The sequence below is a fragment of the Isoptericola sp. NPDC057559 genome (assembly GCF_042801555.1).
Lineage (GTDB): Bacteria > Actinomycetota > Actinomycetes > Actinomycetales > Cellulomonadaceae > Isoptericola.
The window spans coordinates 52,178-67,440 of sequence record NZ_JBHVFQ010000011.1 but is presented as its reverse complement, the minus strand read 5'-3'; the positions used below and the strand labels follow the sequence as shown (position 1 = coordinate 67,440).

Here is a 15,263-nt window from a genome sequence, read left to right as displayed (position 1 = left end):
ACCGCTCCGCGCCGGCGCCCGCGCGCCCGCCGTCCTCCACGGTCGCCGCCACCGGCGACGGAAGGAGTCCTCGCCTTGGACCCGTCACAGCTCACCCTCACCGACGTCACCCTGCGCTACGCCGACCGCGTGGTGCTCGACCGCCTCTCCCTGACCGTCTCCCCGGGCGAGCGCGTGGGCGTGGTCGGCGACAACGGCTCCGGCAAGAGCACGCTGCTCGCCGTCGTCGCCGGCGCGCTGGAGCCGCAGAACGGCTCGCGCACCGTGCGCGCGCCGGGCGGCACCGGCTACCTGCCGCAGGCCCTGGACCTGCCGCCCGCGAGCACGGTCGCCGCGGCGATCGACCACGTCCTCGCCGACGTGCGTGCCCTCGAGGCCGAGGTCGCGCGGACGGAGGCCGCGCTCGGCACCCTCGACGGGGCCGCGCTCGACGCCGCGATCGCGCGGTACGGCGCGCTCACGGCCCGCTTCGACGCCCGCGACGCCGGGGGCGCGGACCGCCGGGTGGACGTGGCCCTGCACCGGCTCGGGCTGCCGGGCCTCGACCGCGCCCGGCCCCTCGCCACGCTCTCGGGCGGCGAGCGCTCCCGCCTCGCCCTGGCGGCGACCCTCGCCGCCGACCCGGAGCTGCTGCTGCTCGACGAGCCCACCAACGACCTGGACGACGACGCACTCGACTGGCTCACCCAGCGGCTGCGGGGGCACGACGGGACGGTCGTCGCCGTCACCCACGACCGCGCGTTCCTCGCCGACCTCACCACGACGCTCGTCGAGGTCGAGGGGGGCCGGGCGCGCCGGTACGGCACCGGCTGGGCGGGCTACCTCGCGGCGAAGGAGGCCGAGCGCGAGCAGGCGCGCCTCGCCTGGGAGCGGTGGCGCGCGGACCTCGACCGGCAGCAGGGGATCGCCGACCGGAACGTCGAGGCGATGGAGCAGATCCCGCGCAAGCTGCCGATGGCCTCGTTCGGGTCGGGCGCGTTCCGGTCCCGGGCGCGCACGCACGGCGCCACCGGCCGCGTCCGCAACGCCAAGGAGCGGGTGCGCCGCCTCACCGAGGACCCCGCCGAGCGGCCCGCGGACCGCGCGGAGTTCCGGACCGACGTCGCCACCGCCGCGGTCGCCGACGACGCCGCGGGCTCCCCGGCGGTCGACCTCACCGACGTCGTCGTCCGCGGGCGCCTCGCCGTGCCCCGCCTCGTCGTGGTCCGCGGCGAGCACGTGCTGGTCACCGGCGCCAACGGCGCGGGCAAGAGCACCCTGCTGGCGGTGCTCGCGGGCGAGCTGGCGACCGACGAGGGCACGGCGCGCGTCGTCGGCGAGGTCGGGCACCTGCGGCAGGCGGGGACGTTCGCCGCGCACGACCCGCGCACGGTGCTGCACGGCTTCGCCGCCGGGCGTCCCGGCGACCTGGACGAGCACGCCGAGGCGCTCCTCGCCACGGGCCTCTTCCGGCCCGACGACCTGCCCCGCCGGATCGCCGAGCTGTCCCAGGGGCAGCGGTCGCGGCTCGAGCTCGCCCGGGTGGTCACGACCACCACCGACGTCCTCCTCGTGGACGAGCCCACCAACCACCTCGCGCCCGCGCTCGTCGAGGAGCTGGAGTCCGCGTTCGCCGCGTTCGCCGGCACGCTCGTGCTCGTCTCCCACGACCGCACCGTGCGCGAGCGCTTCCGCGGCCGACGGCTGGTGCTCGACGGCGGCAGGGTGGTCCAGGAGACCACCTGACCGTGCACGGGCGCGGGGCCACGCCGTGACGGCGTGGCCCCGCGCTCCCGTCGGGTCAGCGTCCCGCCGCGACGATCCCCCGCTGCCAGGCGGACAGGTCGGCGATCTTGCCGGCGAGCACGCCGGCGGCGTCGCGGTCGGCGACGAGCGCCGAGGCGAGCTTCTCGGCGGTGCGCAGGCGCCGCAGCGCCACGTCCCGCTCGCCGGCGTCCGCGGCCGCCTCCGCCGCGTCGAGGCGGGCCGTCAGCTGCGCCACGGCGACGGCGTCCCGCGGCCTGTCCGTGGGCAGGGCGGACACGAGGGCGTCGACCTCGCCGAACGTCACGCAGTCCCCTCCGCCGCTGACCCGGCCGGAGGTCCACTCGATGCCCCGCAGCACCATCGTGAGGAAGGTGTCGTCGGTCCACGCCGCGTCGACGTGGCCGGCGCCCTGGTGCCACGAGCGGCCGCCCTCGAAGTTCTGGCACCACGCGATCGGGTGGTCGGAGCCCATGGTGCCGCCGGAGTACGTGGACTCGTCGAGCGTCTGCAGCACCTGCACGTCGCCGCGCGGGTCGAGCGTGTAGTTGTACCACTCGTCGAAGCGCGACCAGTCGAGCGGCACCCCCGCCATGGACGGGTGGGCGGCGTTCTCCACCCGCATCGTGGCGGTCTGCTGCGCGGGGTGGTTCTGGAACCGCGCGCCGCCGCCCATGAGCTGGGTGAACCAGCCGGAGGTGTGCATGGTGTCGGTGGCGGCGTGGATGCCGACGACCCCGCCCCCGTCGTGCACGTAGCCCTGCAGGGCGGCGAGCTCGCCGTCGTCGAGGAGTCGGGGCTGCGCGGGGTCGAGGCTGTTGGTGTTGTCCACCGGCGAGACGAAGACGATCGAGGCGTACTTCGCCAGGTTCTCCGGGCTGGTGAACGGCGTGGAGCCCATCGTCAGGCCGGGCTGGCCGGGCGAGCCCGCGCCCCACCAGCCGGCCGAGTCGTTGGGCGGGTCCCAGACGTCGACGGTGAAGTCGTGCTCCGCCCCGAGGTCGATGAGCGCGCGCGTGGTGTCGTCGATGTGGGAGTGGCGGAAGCCGAGGGTCTTGCCGACGACGAGGATCGTGTCGTCGTCGTCGGCAGCGACGGCGGGCGCCGCCGCGGCCAGGCTGATGCCGAGGGCCGCGGTGGTGGCGATCGCCCCGACGCGGCGGGTGAGAGGTGCCTTCGAACGGATGCTCATGACGCTCCTTTGCGCATGCAGCTGACGTGGCGCGTCCACGGTAGCGCGAGAAGCGTCGATCGTCGACAAAAGTCGGCCGACGAGTGATCACTAGTCCATCGAGGGACGTCGGAAGTGGCCACGCGCGACCGGTACGCCGGCATGACCGGGAGCGCGGGCCCGGCGCCGTCCGGGGGACGGACGGCGCCGGGCCCGCGCCACGACGTCAGAGGGCTCGCCAGCGCAGCTCGAGGGTGCGGGCCTGCGGGCGGAGCATCGCCGTCGGCCACACGTCCGGACCGCAGGCGCGCGAGCCCAGGCCGTGCTGGGCGGCGTCCACGTAGAGGTGGTGCTGCGCGGGCGTCGGGAGCTCGTGCGGGTGGCCCGCCGCGGCGAGCTCGTGCGCGGAGTGCCGGGCCAGGGTGAAGCCGGGCAGGCGGCCGCGGGCGTCGCGCGCGGCGGTCATCCGCACCCACGGGCGCCCGTCGCGAGCCAGCACCAGGTCGCGCACCTCGGAGCGGTGGCCCGACTCCTGCGGCCGCGCGTACGGCACCCGCAGGCCGTCGAGGCCGGCGCGGTGCCGCCCCACGACGACCGACCCGCGCACGTCCGGGTACGAGTCGTGCGGCCCGAGGCCGAACCACTCCGCGCCGTCGACGTCGGTCGGCAGGGCCAGGTGGACGCCGACGCGCGGCCACACGTCGTCCCACCGGTCGTCGGGCGTGAGGACGACGCGCAGCACGGCCTCGACCGCGCCGTCGGCGGAGCGCTCGGCGGTCCACGTCTCCTCGACGTCGACGGTCCGCCGGCTCTGCGCCGCGGACACCCGCCGCAGCACCCGCAGCCGGTCGGCCGACTCCTCGACGGCGACCGTGCGGTGCACCAGCCGGTCCAGGCCCTGGCGGCGCCACCGGTCGGCCACCGGGGGCGCCGGCGTGCCGCGCCACGGGCGGGCCGTCGGGTCGGTCTCGTCGTAGCTGCTCATCGCCGCGCCGCGGTCGTTGTCGGTGGGCGCGCGCCACAGCTCGACCCGCGGCGCGGACACGTCCGCCCCGGCGAGCCCGACCAGCTCGGGCCCGCGGAAGGCGACCGGCGCGTCCGCGAGCGCCACGCCCGCCCGGCGCGCCGCGCGGGCCGCGGCCCGCGTCGGCAGGGGCCACTGGTCGCGCGCGACGACGTGCCCGGCGTCCGCCCACGACGCGTCCTCGCGCAGCGCGAGCTCCACGGTGAGGAACGCCTCGGCGCCGGGCCCGGCCACGGGCAGCGCGGCGGCGTCGAGCAGCCCGACGACGGCCCGCTCCCCCGCGGCGACGGCCTCCCCGTCGGGGCCGACCGCGGCGGCCTCGCCCGAGGCCACGACGGCACCGTCGTGCTCGACCCGCCACCGCAGCGCGAGGTCACCGGTGCCCGCGGTGTGGCGGCGGTTCCAGACCTCGACGTCCCCCGACGCCGGGCCGCCGGACGGCCGCACGACGACCGGCCGCTCCACGTGCGCGAACTCCGTCAGCCCGGGGCTGGGGGTGTCGTCGGACAGCACCATGCCGTCCATGACGAAGTTGCCGTCGTGCACGACCTCGCCGAAGTCGCCGCCGTACGCGAAGTACTCGACGCCGTCGGCCGTGGTGGTGCGCAGGCCGTGGTCGCGCCACTCCCAGACGAACCCGCCGTGCAGCCGCGGGTGGGTGTCGACGAGCTCGCGGTACTGGTCGAGCGCGCCGGGGCCGTTGCCCATGGCGTGCGCGTACTCGCACAGCAGGAACGGCTTGGACCGCTGCCGGGCGGAGTCGGCGACGCTGCAGCCGAGCACCGGCGAGAGGTCGTCGTCGCTGCCGATCGACGCCGTCTCGGGCACGGTCGAGTACATCCGCGAGTAGACGTCGGTGTACTCGCCCGCGTAGTCGCCCTCGTAGTGCACGGGCCGCGACGGGTCGCGGTGGTGCACCCACTCGGCCATCGCCGCGAGGTTGCTGCCGGTGCCCGACTCGTTGCCGAGCGACCAGAGCACGACGCTCGGGTGGTTCTTGTCGCGCTCCACGGTGCGGCGCACCCGGTCGAGGTACGCCTCGCGCCAGGCCGGGTCGTCGCTGGGGTTGCCCACCCAGCCGCCGGCCTCGAAGCCGTGCGTCTCGAGGTCGGTCTCGAGGATCACCCACAGGCCCAGCTCGTCGGCGAGGTCGAGCACGCGCGGGTGGGGCGGGTAGTGGCTGGTGCGGATCGCGTTGACGTTGTGCTGCTTCATCCGCACCAGGTCGGCCCGGGCGTGCTCCTCGTCGAAGACCCGACCCCGGTCGGGGTGGGTCTCGTGCCGGTTCATCCCGGAGAACGTGACCCGCCGCCCGTTGACGAGCAGCCGGTCTCCGACGATCTCGACGCGCCGGAAGCCGACCTGCAGCGTGACCGTCTCCCCCGCACCGGCGACGGTGGCCTCGTACCGGCGCGGCACCTCGGCCGACCACGGCTCGACGGCGCCGACCGCGACGGGCGCGACGTCCTCGGGCGCCGCCCACGCGACGTCGACGCCGAGCTCGGGCACGCGCAGCCGCACCGGGTAGGCCGCGACGTCGGCGCGCACCTCGGGCACGAGCGTGCCCTCGCCGGTGGCCGGGTCGAGGTCGGCGTCGAGCCACACGTCGTCGAGCGCCCCGACCGGCCGGTGCAGCAGGGTGACCTCGCGGAAGATGCCGGGCAGCCACCACTGGTCCTGGTCCTCGAGGTAGCTCGCGGCCGACCACTGCACCACCCGGACCGCGACCGTGTTGGTGCCCGGCACCACGGCGTCGGTGACGTCGAGCTCGTGCGCCAGCCGGCTCCCGGAGGCCGAGCCCACCTGGTGCCCGTTCACCCAGACGGTGAAGAACGACTCCACGCCGTCGAACCGCAGCAGCACGCGCCCGTCGGAGGTCCACGAGGCCGGCACGTCCACCTCGCGGAGGTAGTCGCCCGTCGGGTTCTCGTCGGGCACGTGCGGCGGGTCCACCGGGAAGGGGAACTGCACGTTCGTGTAGATCGGGAGCCCGTGGGCGCCGTCCCCCTCGAGCACCCAGTGCGCGGGCACGGGGATCTCGCCCCAGCCCGCGCCCGGCGAGGGCGCGTAGCCGGGCCGGGCGAAGTCTGCGGGCGCCTCGCCGTCGGGCAGGACGCCGTACGCCCCGGGGGCGCCGGGCACCCCGGGCAGCAAGCGGAAGGCCCAGGTCCCGTCGAGGGACCGGCGGGGCGCGTCGCCGGCGGGCGCGGCGCGGGGCGGGTCGACGCGGCCCGACGCGGGGACGGTGGACTCGTGCGGCAGCGGGGAGAGCAGGGTCATGCCTTGACAGCACCTTCCGTCAGTCCGCCGCGCCAGAACCGCTGCAGGGCGATCATGGCGATGGCGAGGGGGATCACCGAGAGCAGCACGCCCCCGGTGGTGAGCTCGTAGAACTCGGGCAGCCGGTCGGTCTGGCTGCGCCAGTTGTTGAGCCCGAGGGTGATCGGGTACAGCTTCTGGTCGCTCAGCATCACGAGCGGCAGGAAGTAGTTGTTCCAGATGCCGACGAGCTGGAACAGGAACACGGTGACCAGCGCGGGCGTCATGATCCGCAGCCCGATGGTGTGGAAGATCCGCAGCTCCCCCGCGCCGTCGATGCGGGCCGCCTCGACGAGCGAGGAGTCCACGGTCGCGTCGGCGTAGATGCGGCACAGGAAGAAGCCGAACGGCGACACCAGCGACGGGATCAGCACGCTCCAGTAGCTGTTCGCGAGGCCGAGCTGGCTGAACAGCAGGAACAGCGGCAGCGCGGTGGCCGTGCCGGGCACGAGCACGCCGCCGAGCACCAGCCCGAAGATGAGGTTGCGGCCCCGGAACCGGTACTTGGCCAGCGCGTAGCCGCCCGCCGCCGCCAGGTAGGTGGCGACGACGCCGCCCACGCCGGCGTAGAGCACGGAGTTGGCGAACCAGCGCACGAAGACGCCGCCGTCGTAGGTCAGGACGGCGCCGAGGTTGTCGAACAGCGCGAACGAGCTCCCGAACCAGAACCCGTTGGTGGCGAACAGGTCGTCCGTCGTCTTCGTCGCGGCGACCACCACCCAGTACACGGGCACGAGGAAGTAGATCGCGACGACGACGAGGATGCCGGTGACGAGGATCCGCGTGGCCGGGCGGCGACCGCCGCGGCCCGAGGCGGCCTCGGCGCGCGCCGCGGCGCGGGTGCCGACGGGCGGCGTGGAGACGGTGGCGGTCATCGCGAGCTCCTGTTCGTCAGCCGGAGGAAGAGGAACGACAGCGCGAACGCGACGAGCGCGATGAGCACCGACTGGGCGGCCGCGACGTTGTAGTCGTTGTAGGCGAACGCGGTCGTGTAGGCCGACAGGTTCGGCGTGTACTGCGAGTCGATCGCCGGCGAGACCGTCTTGAGCAGCTGCGGCTCGGCGAAGAGCTGCAGCGTGCCGATGATGGAGAAGACGGTAGTGAGCACCAGCGCCGGCCGGATCAGCGGGAGCTGGATGCTCCAGGCCGTGCGCCACGGGCCCGCCCCGTCGACGCGCGCCGCCTCGTACATCTCGGGCGGGATGGCCTTGAGCTGCGCCACGATGATCAGCATGTTGTAGCCCGCGTACGTCCAGGTGACGATGTTCGCGATCGACCACAGCACCGTGCCCGCGCCGAGGAAGTCGGGCGTGAACCCGAACAGCGTCTCGGACAGGTCGATGATCGGGCTCAGGCCCGGCACGTACAGGAACGACCAGAGGATGGTCGCGATGACGCCCGGGATGCCGTACGGCATGAAGTAGGTGGCGCGGAAGAAGCCGGGCCAGCGCGCCGACGCCGACTCCAGGAGCAGCGCCAGCACCGTCGCGGCGACGATCATCACCGGCACCTGCACGACGCCGAACAGCAGCATCCGCCAGATCGAGGCGATGAAGTTCCCGTCCTCCAGCGCGATCCGGTAGTTCTCGAACCAGGCGAACTTCGTGGTGACGCCCTGCTCGCCGAACAGCCCGGCGCGGGTGACGGAGGTGAAGCTCTGCCCGATCGCCACGAGGATCGGCAGCACGAACGTCAGCACGAAGAGCACGAGGAACGGCGACACCAGGATCCAGGGCGCCCGCCCCACGGCCGTGCCGCGCCTGGCCTTCGTCCCCGTCCCGGCGCCCGGCGCCCCCGTGGTGGGCGTGGTGGACTGCGTGGTCTGGGTGGTCATCGGTCCTCCGCCTTCCGGATCGTCAGGCCCTTCTGGCGGAACACCTCGATGGTCCGCTGCTCCGCCTCCACGACGGCGTCGACGAGCGAGCCGCCCGACGCCTTGCCCCGGAACCCGTCGCCGAGGATGTTGAACGTCTGCTGCGTGATGGGCCACCACTGCCAGTCGGGGTTCTGGTCGCGGCTGGCCGGCTGGAACACCTCCGTGTTGTACCGCTGGCCGCCGAAGAACTCGCTCGGCTCCTCGCGCGCGGCGCCGATGTAGTCGCGGGCCGGCGACCACCCGATCCCGGAGTTCTTGATCATCGCGTCGATGCCCTCCGGGCTCGTGTTCAGCCAGACGGCGAACTCCATGGCCTCCTTCGGGTGCTTGCTGTTCGCCAGCACCGCCGACGTCGAGCCTCCGATGAAGGACGACCCGAACCCGTGGTCCCAGCGCGGGGCGGGCGCCACGCGCCACTTGCCGTCGGCCCCGCTGACGCTCTGCAGGAGGGCGTCGCCCCAGCTCGCGCTCACCAGGGAGGCGATCTGGTCGTGCGCCGCCGCGGCGTACCAGCCGGGGCTGTAGGGGTTGGCCGACGTCGTGACCAGGTCGTCGTCGATGGCCCGGTCGAAGAACCGCGCGACCTCGAGCGTGGTCTCGCTCGCCATGTCGATGACCCAGCCGTCGTCCTCGCTGCGCAGCCAGGTGGCCCCCGCCTGCATCGCGTGCGCGGTGAACGGCGACGTGTCGTCGAGCGGGAAGGAGTCGATGTAGATGCCGGCCTCGCGGAAGGCGGGCGCGACCTCGGCCCACTGGGCCCACGTCGTCGGGACGTCGGCACCCACCTTCTCGAACAGGTCGGGGCGGTAGTACATGCCGACCGGGCCCGAGTCCTGCGGGACGCCGTAGACGCCGCCGGCGAAGCTCACCTGGCTCCACAGGGTCTCGTCGAACTTGTCCGCGTGCTCGGAGATGCCGTACCGCTCCAGGTCGACGAGCCCGTTGACCAGCATGAACTCCGGCACGGTGCGCATCTCCACCTGCGCCAGGTCCGGGCCGCCGCCCGCGGCGAGCGCGGAGTACATCTTCTGGTACCCGCCGCCGTTGCCGCCCTGGATCCAGGACACCTCGACCTGGACGTCGGGATGCTGGGCGTTCCAGACGTCCGCGACCTTCTGCAGGTCCTTGAGCCACGCCCAGTACGTCAGCGTGACCTTCTCCCCGGCCGCCGCCGGCACCACCGGCTGGGCGTTGACCGACGTCGTGCCCGGCGTCGCGCACCCGGCGAGCGCCGCCGCCGCTCCCCCGGCGAGCCCCAGTCCGAGGAGCTCCCGTCTCGTGACCTCTCGCATCCGTCCCCACTTCGTCGTGACGTCGTCGCCCGGGGCAGGTGCCTCAGGCGTGCATGTGAGGGTGGTCACGTTAACAGTGCGGCCTGACCGCCCGGTCACCGGTCCCAGGGCGTGTCAGGCGACGGATCGTCGTGGGTGCGGGGTCAGGCGGGGACCCCCTTCTTCGGCGGCCAGGGCGCACCCGTGCCGGCCATGGAGGCGTGGAACGGGTCGCCGGCGACGATCTCGCCGGCGCGGACCGTGGCACCGGTGAACGCGGACTTGTAGATCGCCGCGGCCAGCTCGAGCGTGGCGCGGGTGTCGTCCACCGTGACCGGCGGGGTGCGGCCCTCCGCCAGGGCCCGGTAGGTGGGCACGAGCTGCGCCAGGTGGCCGCTCGCGCCGCCGTCCACGGACCGCGCCTCGTCGGCGGCCCACGCCTCGGCGACGTCCTGGCGGCCCGCCACGGGCGTGACGGTCCAGCTCGAGTCGTCGTACCCGTACAGGTGCTCCAGCTCGACGGTGGCGGCCTCGGTGTCGAACCGCAGGCGCGACGTCTGGCGCGGGGAGATCGCGGAGCTCGTGATCGTCGCCAGCGTGCCGCCCGCGAACCGCACCAGCGCCGTCGAGACGTCCTCGGTGTCCGTGTGCCGCGCGAGCCGCCCGGCCATCGCCCGCACCTCGGTCCACGGTCCGAGCACGGCCAGGAGCAGGTCGAACTGGTGGATGCCGTGCCCCATCGTCGTGCCGCCGCCCTCGGTGTCGAACCGGCCGCGCCACGGCACGTCGAAGTACTCCGGGGTGCGGAACCAGAGCGTGTCGCACTGGGCCACGTACGCGGGGCCGAGCGTGCCGTCGTCGAGGAGCCGGCGCAGCCGCCGGATCCCCGCGCCGAACCGGTGCTGCACGATCTGCGTGAACCGGCCGGGCAGGCCCGCGTCGACCGCCTGCCGCTCCGCCGCCGCCAGGGCGTCGGCCTCGGCCAGCGACAGCACGGCCGGCTTCTCGACGACGACGTGCGCCCCCGCGCGCAGGGCCGCCAGGGCGGCCTCCAGGTGCACCGACGGCGGCGTGCAGATGTGGACCGCGTCCACCTCGCCGGCGTCGAGCAGCGCCTGGAGGTCCGTGCCGTGGTGCGGCACGTCGTGCTCGGCGGCGAACACGGCCGCGCGGCCTTCGTCGAGGTCGACGACGTGCGTCAGCTCGACCCCCTCCGGCCCGCCGTGCGCCGCCAGCGCGCGGACCGCCTCGGCGTGGGCGCCGGCGATCGCGCCGGCGCCCAGGATCGTGACCTTCATGGGTGCTCCTTCGTCGGTGCGGTCGTACCGGTCAGTCGAGCTGCGAGTCCGCCATCGTGAACCACTGGTCGACGAAGCCGTCGACGGTGACGTTGCCGTACGCGAGCTCCTCGCCCAGGCGCTTGAACTCCGCCTCGAGCGCGCCGAAGCCCTCCACCGGGATGGGAGCCGGCTCGGTGATGTCGTCGGCGTGGTCCTCCTCGTACTGCACCACGCGCTCGTCCACGGACCCCGGCTCGAGGTCCATCGCGTCGCGCTGCGCCTGGGTCGCGGGCACGCCCTTGGACGTGCCGAAGATGCGCCCGACCTCGGGCTCGTTGACGAAGAAGTCGAGCAGCGCGGCGACGGCGGCGGGGTGCTCGGTATGCGCGGAGCCCGCCATCTGGAAGGTGCGCGCGAACATGTGCTTCTCGCCGTCCGAGCCGGAGGGCGCGGGCAGCATCGTGATGTCGTCCTGCCCGGAGCCGGCGACGTACCCGGCGAGGAAGTTGTCCCAGCTCATCTCGAGCGCCTGCTCGTTCACGGTGAACCCGGACTCCGGCGCGAGCTGCTGCGCGCGCTTGACCGGGAAGACCGCCCCGTCCGCGCGCAGGTCGTCGCCGGAGTGCAGCCACGCGGCCATGTCGTCGCGGGTGAAGCCGAGCTCGCCGTCGTCCGTGAAGGGCGTGACGCCCTCCTGCACGAGGTGCTGCAGGAACGCCCAGAACACGCCCGTGTAGTCGTTGGCCCCGTACAGCGCCGGGTCCTCGCCCGCGCCGGCCGCGCTGGCCTCCGCGGTCCAGGCGGCGAGCTCGTCCCAGGTGAAGTCCTCCGCCGGCGGCTCGAGGCCGAGCTTCTTCACCACGGACGGGTTGTAGAACGCGGCCCAGGTGTTCGTGGCGGTCGGCACGGCGTACACGGCGTCGTCGATCCGGCCGGAGTCGACGAGCTCGGGCGCGAGGCCGGTGGTGTCGATCGCCGCGTCGCCGCCGTCGCCCAGGTACGGGGTCACGTCGAGCAGCTGGCCGGTGCCGGCGTACTGGCGCAGGAACGACGAGTCGAACTGCATGACGTCCGGCAGGGAGCTGCCCGCCGCCTCCGTGGCGCGCGCGGTCCAGTAGTCGTCGAACGTGACGAACGAGCTCTGGATCGTGATGTTCGGGTGCTGCTCCTCGAAGAGGTCCAGCGCCTCCGTGTAGCGGGCGGCGCGGTCGTCGTCGCCCCACCAGGCCACGCTCAGCGTGACCTTCTCGTCGGGGTCGAGGGTCTCGGCCACGCCCGAGGGCGTGTCGCCGGCAGAGCACGACGAAGCGAGCAGCGCGACGACGGCTGCGGGGGCGACGACGGCGACGAGCCGGCGACGACGGGTGGGGACACGCACGGGTGCACTCCTGGGGAGGGGACGTCGGCCGGGCCCGTGCGGGACCTGGCCCGGGCAGGCCCGACCGACGATCTGGACGGTCAGCGGGTGCTGAGCCGCGGGACGGGGACCTGCGACCAGTCGGTGTCGGACGCGAGGTAGAACCCCGGGTACGACGGCTGGTTGTAGGTGGTCTGCTGCCGGGCCACCTCGGCCCGGTACTGCGGGTCGTGCAGGAGGGTGTACATCTTGGTGCCGCTCACCTCGGTGGACGTGTACACCCGCAGCGCGGAGGAGTCCGTCGTGGGGACCAGCACCTCCTCGCGCCAGTCGCCCAGCACGTCGGCGACGAGCGACGGGTTGCCCTTGGTGTCGTTGTTCGCCCTGGTGCCGTCGAGCGTGCGGCGCACGGTGCCGTCGCCGTCCACGATCCTCGGGGTCTCGTCGCGCGAGCCCGTGACGATCTGCGTGGTGCCGTCCGCGGCCCACCGCACCGACTGGTTGGTGCCCGGGGTGGTCGCGCGGAGCTGCGTGCCCGTGGCGCTCAGCAGGCCCGAGGCGTCCGTGCCGTCGGGCATGGACGCCCAGACCTCGATGCCGGGCGTCGGGTCGACGTCGCCGATGAGGCAGCGGCCCGTGTCCTTGCCCGAGAACGCCCCGAAGAGGGCCTCGCCGGTCGCGGCGTCGCGCAGCACGGAGCCGTACGGCACGCCGGCGCCGCCCTCGTGGCAGGTCCAGATCTCCAGGCCCGGTCGGGACGGGTCGACGTCGGTGACGTGCATGGCGTCCCCGTGGCCGAGGTTCGCCGTCGCGCCGTGGTTCGACGACCCCTCGGGCAGGGTGTCGGACGACGAGTACAGCAGCGTGCCGTCGTCGTCGAGCGTCGCCGCCCCGTAGACGATCTCCTGCCTGCCGTCGCCGTCCACGTCCGCCGCGGACAGCGAGTGGAAGCCCTGCCCCCACAGCTGCGTGAGCTCGTTGCCGGGGTCCGGCTGCACGCCCTTGTTGTCGGCGTCCAGGAACGGGTTGTTCATCGGCTTGAACCCGGAGTCCGCGGTCCAGCGCGTCGACAGGTGCCGGCCGTCCCAGTCGTAGGCGACGATCGCGGCCCGCGTGTAGTACCCGCGGGCGAAGATCGCCGACGGGTGCCGGCCGTCCAGGTACGCGACGCCCGACAGGAACCGGTCGACCCGGTTCCCCGGCTCGACGCGCGTCCACTCGTAGTCGCCCCAGCGCAGCCCGTCGTCCGTGCGCCCGGGCTCGTAATCCACGGTGTCCAGCGGCCTGCCGGAGCGGCCGTCGAAGACGGTCAGGTACTCCGGCCCCGTGAGGACGAAGCCGTCGAAGGTGCGCAGGTCGTTGCGGTCCGAGCGGGCGGGCGCCCACTCGTCGACGTAGTAGTCCACGAGCTCGCGCGCGTCGGCCGCGGACAGCGGGTACGCGTACCGCTGCTCGATGCCGAACGCGTCCTCCAGCGTGGCCGGCCACTGCCCGCTGCGGACCTCGGGCTCGTCGGTCCAGCCCTGGAACAGCTCCACCAGGTGGTCGGCGTAGTCCGCCGCGCTCCAGCGGAAGTCGGAGTCGTCCGTGACGCCGGCCTTCTTGTCCGCCTTCGAGATCGGCACGTACCGCGCGTTCGCGGGCTTGCCGTGGCGGTACGTCGTGACCTTGGTGCCGGGCGCCGTCTTCATCATGACCTCGGCGGTGCCGTCGCCGTCGAAGTCGTACACCGGGAACTGCGTGTAGTGGGCGCCGGAGCGGACGTTCACGCCCATGTCGACGCGCCACAGCTGGGTGCCGTCGAGCTCGTAGGCGTCGACGTACGTGTTGCCCGTGTACCCCTTCTGGGAGACGTCCTTGGCCCGCGACGGGTACCACTTGACGACGATCTCCAGCGCACCGTCGCCGTCCAGGTCGGCCACCGACGCGTCGTTCGCCGAGTACGTGACCGGCTCGCCCAGCGGGGTCACGTCGTCGGCCGGCTTGTTGAGCGGGACGTCGAGGAAGTCGTCCGACCACGCGGTGACCGCCGGGCTGCGCTTGCCCACCTTCTCGCGGCCGCGCTTGTCCTCGGTGACGGGCGCGACGGCGTAGCGGGAGGTCGCGGTGCCGCCGGCCGCCTTCGTGTCCAGGTAGTTGGTGGAGTCGCTGACGGTCGCGATCCGCCTGCCGTCGCGGTAGACGGCGAAGTCGGGGCCTGCCATCCCGGTGGCGGTGTGCCCGGTGACCTCGTCGCCCAGCAGGCGCCAGGAGAGGAAGACGCCCTCGCTGGTGCTCGCGGCGACGAGCCCCCGGTCGAGGTGCTCCAACTGCACTCCTCCGCCGCCCCCGGCCCCTCCTGGGTGGGCGGGCTGCGCGGTGGCGGGCAGGCCGCCGACGGCGAGCACGCCCGCCGTCAGCGCGGCGACGGCCCCCACGGCGCGTCTGGTCGTTCGCATGGCACGTTCCTCTCTGCATCGTCGCAACTCGGGATCGGACACGGTCGTTCGGGGACGGCGGCACCTCGGGGGTGCCGCCGGGGACGCGCGCGAGCGGGTCAGGCGTCGGTGCGGCCGTGGCGGGCGTCGACGCCCACCACGGCGAGGGAGAGGAGACCGCCCACCACCAGCACGAGCGGCGGCAGCATCCACACGAAGACGACGCACAGGGCGGCGGCGGCGGCCAGCAGCACGGACCCGGACAGGTCGTCCTGCGTGCGCCGCACGCCCTCGGCGAGGGCCTCGCGGGCGGTGCGGCGGCCGGCGTCGGCCCCGTCCCCCGGCTCCGACCAGGCCCCGGCCGCGCGGGCCAGCACGGCGACGACGACGGCCGCGGCGACCGCGACCACCACCGCCACCACGCCCGCGCCGGGCAGCACGTCCGCCCGCGCGAGCCGCCAGTCCAGCGCGAGCAGCAGGGCGACGCCGACGGCGGCGAGGCCCAGCGGCCACAGGGCCGTCACGGCCGCCCACCAGTCGCGGGCGAAGCGGGCCAGGCCCACGTCGCGGCCGGTCACCTGGCGGCGGACGTGCGCCACGCCCGCCGCCAGGGACGGCACCGCGGTGACCACCAGGAGGCTGCCGAGCGCGACCAGCACGCCGGCGAGCACCACCTCGGCGAACAGCCCCAGGGCCGCGCCGGTGCGGGTCTCGCCGCCCCCGGCGGGGCGCTTGCGCCCGCCACGCCCGCGCTCGCGCCGTGCCGCCATGACCGCCCCCTGGTTCGTCGTGCCGCGACCCATCG

The 15,263-nt window shown here is 74.2% G+C and carries 10 protein-coding genes; 1 reads left to right on the top strand and 9 read right to left on the bottom strand.

Annotated features, from left to right (window positions below):
- The first annotated feature begins 75 nt into the window (after nucleotides 1–75).
- Nucleotides 76–1,725 carry an ABC-F family ATP-binding cassette domain-containing protein gene (locus ACFU5J_RS12405; RefSeq protein ID WP_430578895.1) on the top strand — a complete coding sequence of 550 codons (1,650 nt, stop codon included), beginning with the start codon at nucleotides 76–78 and terminating at the stop codon, nucleotides 1,723–1,725.
- Between the two features lie 55 nt (nucleotides 1,726–1,780).
- Here the strand turns inward: ACFU5J_RS12405 and ACFU5J_RS12400 are convergent, their stop codons facing one another.
- The 9 genes from ACFU5J_RS12400 to ACFU5J_RS12360 form a co-directional block, all read right to left on the bottom strand.
- A complete protein-coding gene (locus tag ACFU5J_RS12400; protein ID WP_430578894.1) occupies nucleotides 1,781–2,935 on the bottom strand; it encodes a ThuA domain-containing protein in 1,155 nt (384 codons plus the stop codon).
- Between the two features lie 205 nt (nucleotides 2,936–3,140).
- Nucleotides 3,141–6,218: a glycoside hydrolase family 2 TIM barrel-domain containing protein gene (locus tag ACFU5J_RS12395; RefSeq protein ID WP_430578893.1), complete on the bottom strand. Its 3,078-nt coding sequence runs from the start codon at nucleotides 6,216–6,218 to the stop codon at nucleotides 3,141–3,143.
- The gene (locus ACFU5J_RS12390; protein WP_430574328.1) at nucleotides 6,215–7,132 is read right to left on the bottom strand and encodes a carbohydrate ABC transporter permease; all 918 of its coding nucleotides are present in this window, start codon (nucleotides 7,130–7,132) and stop codon (nucleotides 6,215–6,217) included. The genes ACFU5J_RS12395 and ACFU5J_RS12390 overlap by 4 nt, the downstream gene beginning before the upstream one ends.
- Nucleotides 7,129–8,091 carry a carbohydrate ABC transporter permease gene (locus ACFU5J_RS12385; protein ID WP_430574327.1) on the bottom strand — a complete coding sequence of 321 codons (963 nt, stop codon included), beginning with the start codon at nucleotides 8,089–8,091 and terminating at the stop codon, nucleotides 7,129–7,131. Before ACFU5J_RS12385 ends, ACFU5J_RS12390 begins: the two co-directional genes overlap by 4 nt.
- Nucleotides 8,088–9,425, bottom strand: coding sequence for an ABC transporter substrate-binding protein (locus ACFU5J_RS12380; RefSeq protein ID WP_430574326.1), 1,338 nt, complete (start codon nucleotides 9,423–9,425; stop codon nucleotides 8,088–8,090). Before ACFU5J_RS12380 ends, ACFU5J_RS12385 begins: the two co-directional genes overlap by 4 nt.
- A 143-nt stretch (nucleotides 9,426–9,568) precedes the next feature.
- Nucleotides 9,569–10,702, bottom strand: coding sequence for a Gfo/Idh/MocA family protein (locus ACFU5J_RS12375; protein WP_430578892.1), 1,134 nt, complete (start codon nucleotides 10,700–10,702; stop codon nucleotides 9,569–9,571).
- A gap of 31 nt (nucleotides 10,703–10,733) precedes the next feature.
- The gene (locus tag ACFU5J_RS12370; protein ID WP_430574324.1) at nucleotides 10,734–12,062 is read right to left on the bottom strand and encodes an ABC transporter substrate-binding protein; all 1,329 of its coding nucleotides are present in this window, start codon (nucleotides 12,060–12,062) and stop codon (nucleotides 10,734–10,736) included.
- Between the two features lie 80 nt (nucleotides 12,063–12,142).
- Entirely contained in the window at nucleotides 12,143–14,479 is a 2,337-nt protein-coding gene (locus ACFU5J_RS12365) for a rhamnogalacturonan lyase (RefSeq protein ID WP_430578891.1), read from the bottom strand.
- A 98-nt stretch (nucleotides 14,480–14,577) separates the two neighbouring features.
- Nucleotides 14,578–15,261: a hypothetical protein gene (locus tag ACFU5J_RS12360; RefSeq protein WP_430574322.1), complete on the bottom strand. Its 684-nt coding sequence runs from the start codon at nucleotides 15,259–15,261 to the stop codon at nucleotides 14,578–14,580.
- Between the last annotated feature and the right edge of the window lie 2 nt (nucleotides 15,262–15,263).

Coding starts and splice junctions, on each gene's coding strand:
- ACFU5J_RS12375 (WP_430578892.1), bottom strand. CDS start 10,702: ATGAAGGTCACGATCCTGGGCGCCGGCGCGATCGCCGGCGCCCACGCC.
- ACFU5J_RS12400 (WP_430578894.1), bottom strand. CDS start 2,935: ATGAGCATCCGTTCGAAGGCACCTCTCACCCGCCGCGTCGGGGCGATC.
- ACFU5J_RS12390 (WP_430574328.1), bottom strand. CDS start 7,132: ATGACCGCCACCGTCTCCACGCCGCCCGTCGGCACCCGCGCCGCGGCG.
- ACFU5J_RS12395 (WP_430578893.1), bottom strand. CDS start 6,218: ATGACCCTGCTCTCCCCGCTGCCGCACGAGTCCACCGTCCCCGCGTCG.
- ACFU5J_RS12385 (WP_430574327.1), bottom strand. CDS start 8,091: ATGACCACCCAGACCACGCAGTCCACCACGCCCACCACGGGGGCGCCG.
- ACFU5J_RS12380 (WP_430574326.1), bottom strand. CDS start 9,425: ATGCGAGAGGTCACGAGACGGGAGCTCCTCGGACTGGGGCTCGCCGGG.
- ACFU5J_RS12360 (WP_430574322.1), bottom strand. CDS start 15,261: ATGGGTCGCGGCACGACGAACCAGGGGGCGGTCATGGCGGCACGGCGC.
- ACFU5J_RS12365 (WP_430578891.1), bottom strand. CDS start 14,479: ATGCGAACGACCAGACGCGCCGTGGGGGCCGTCGCCGCGCTGACGGCG.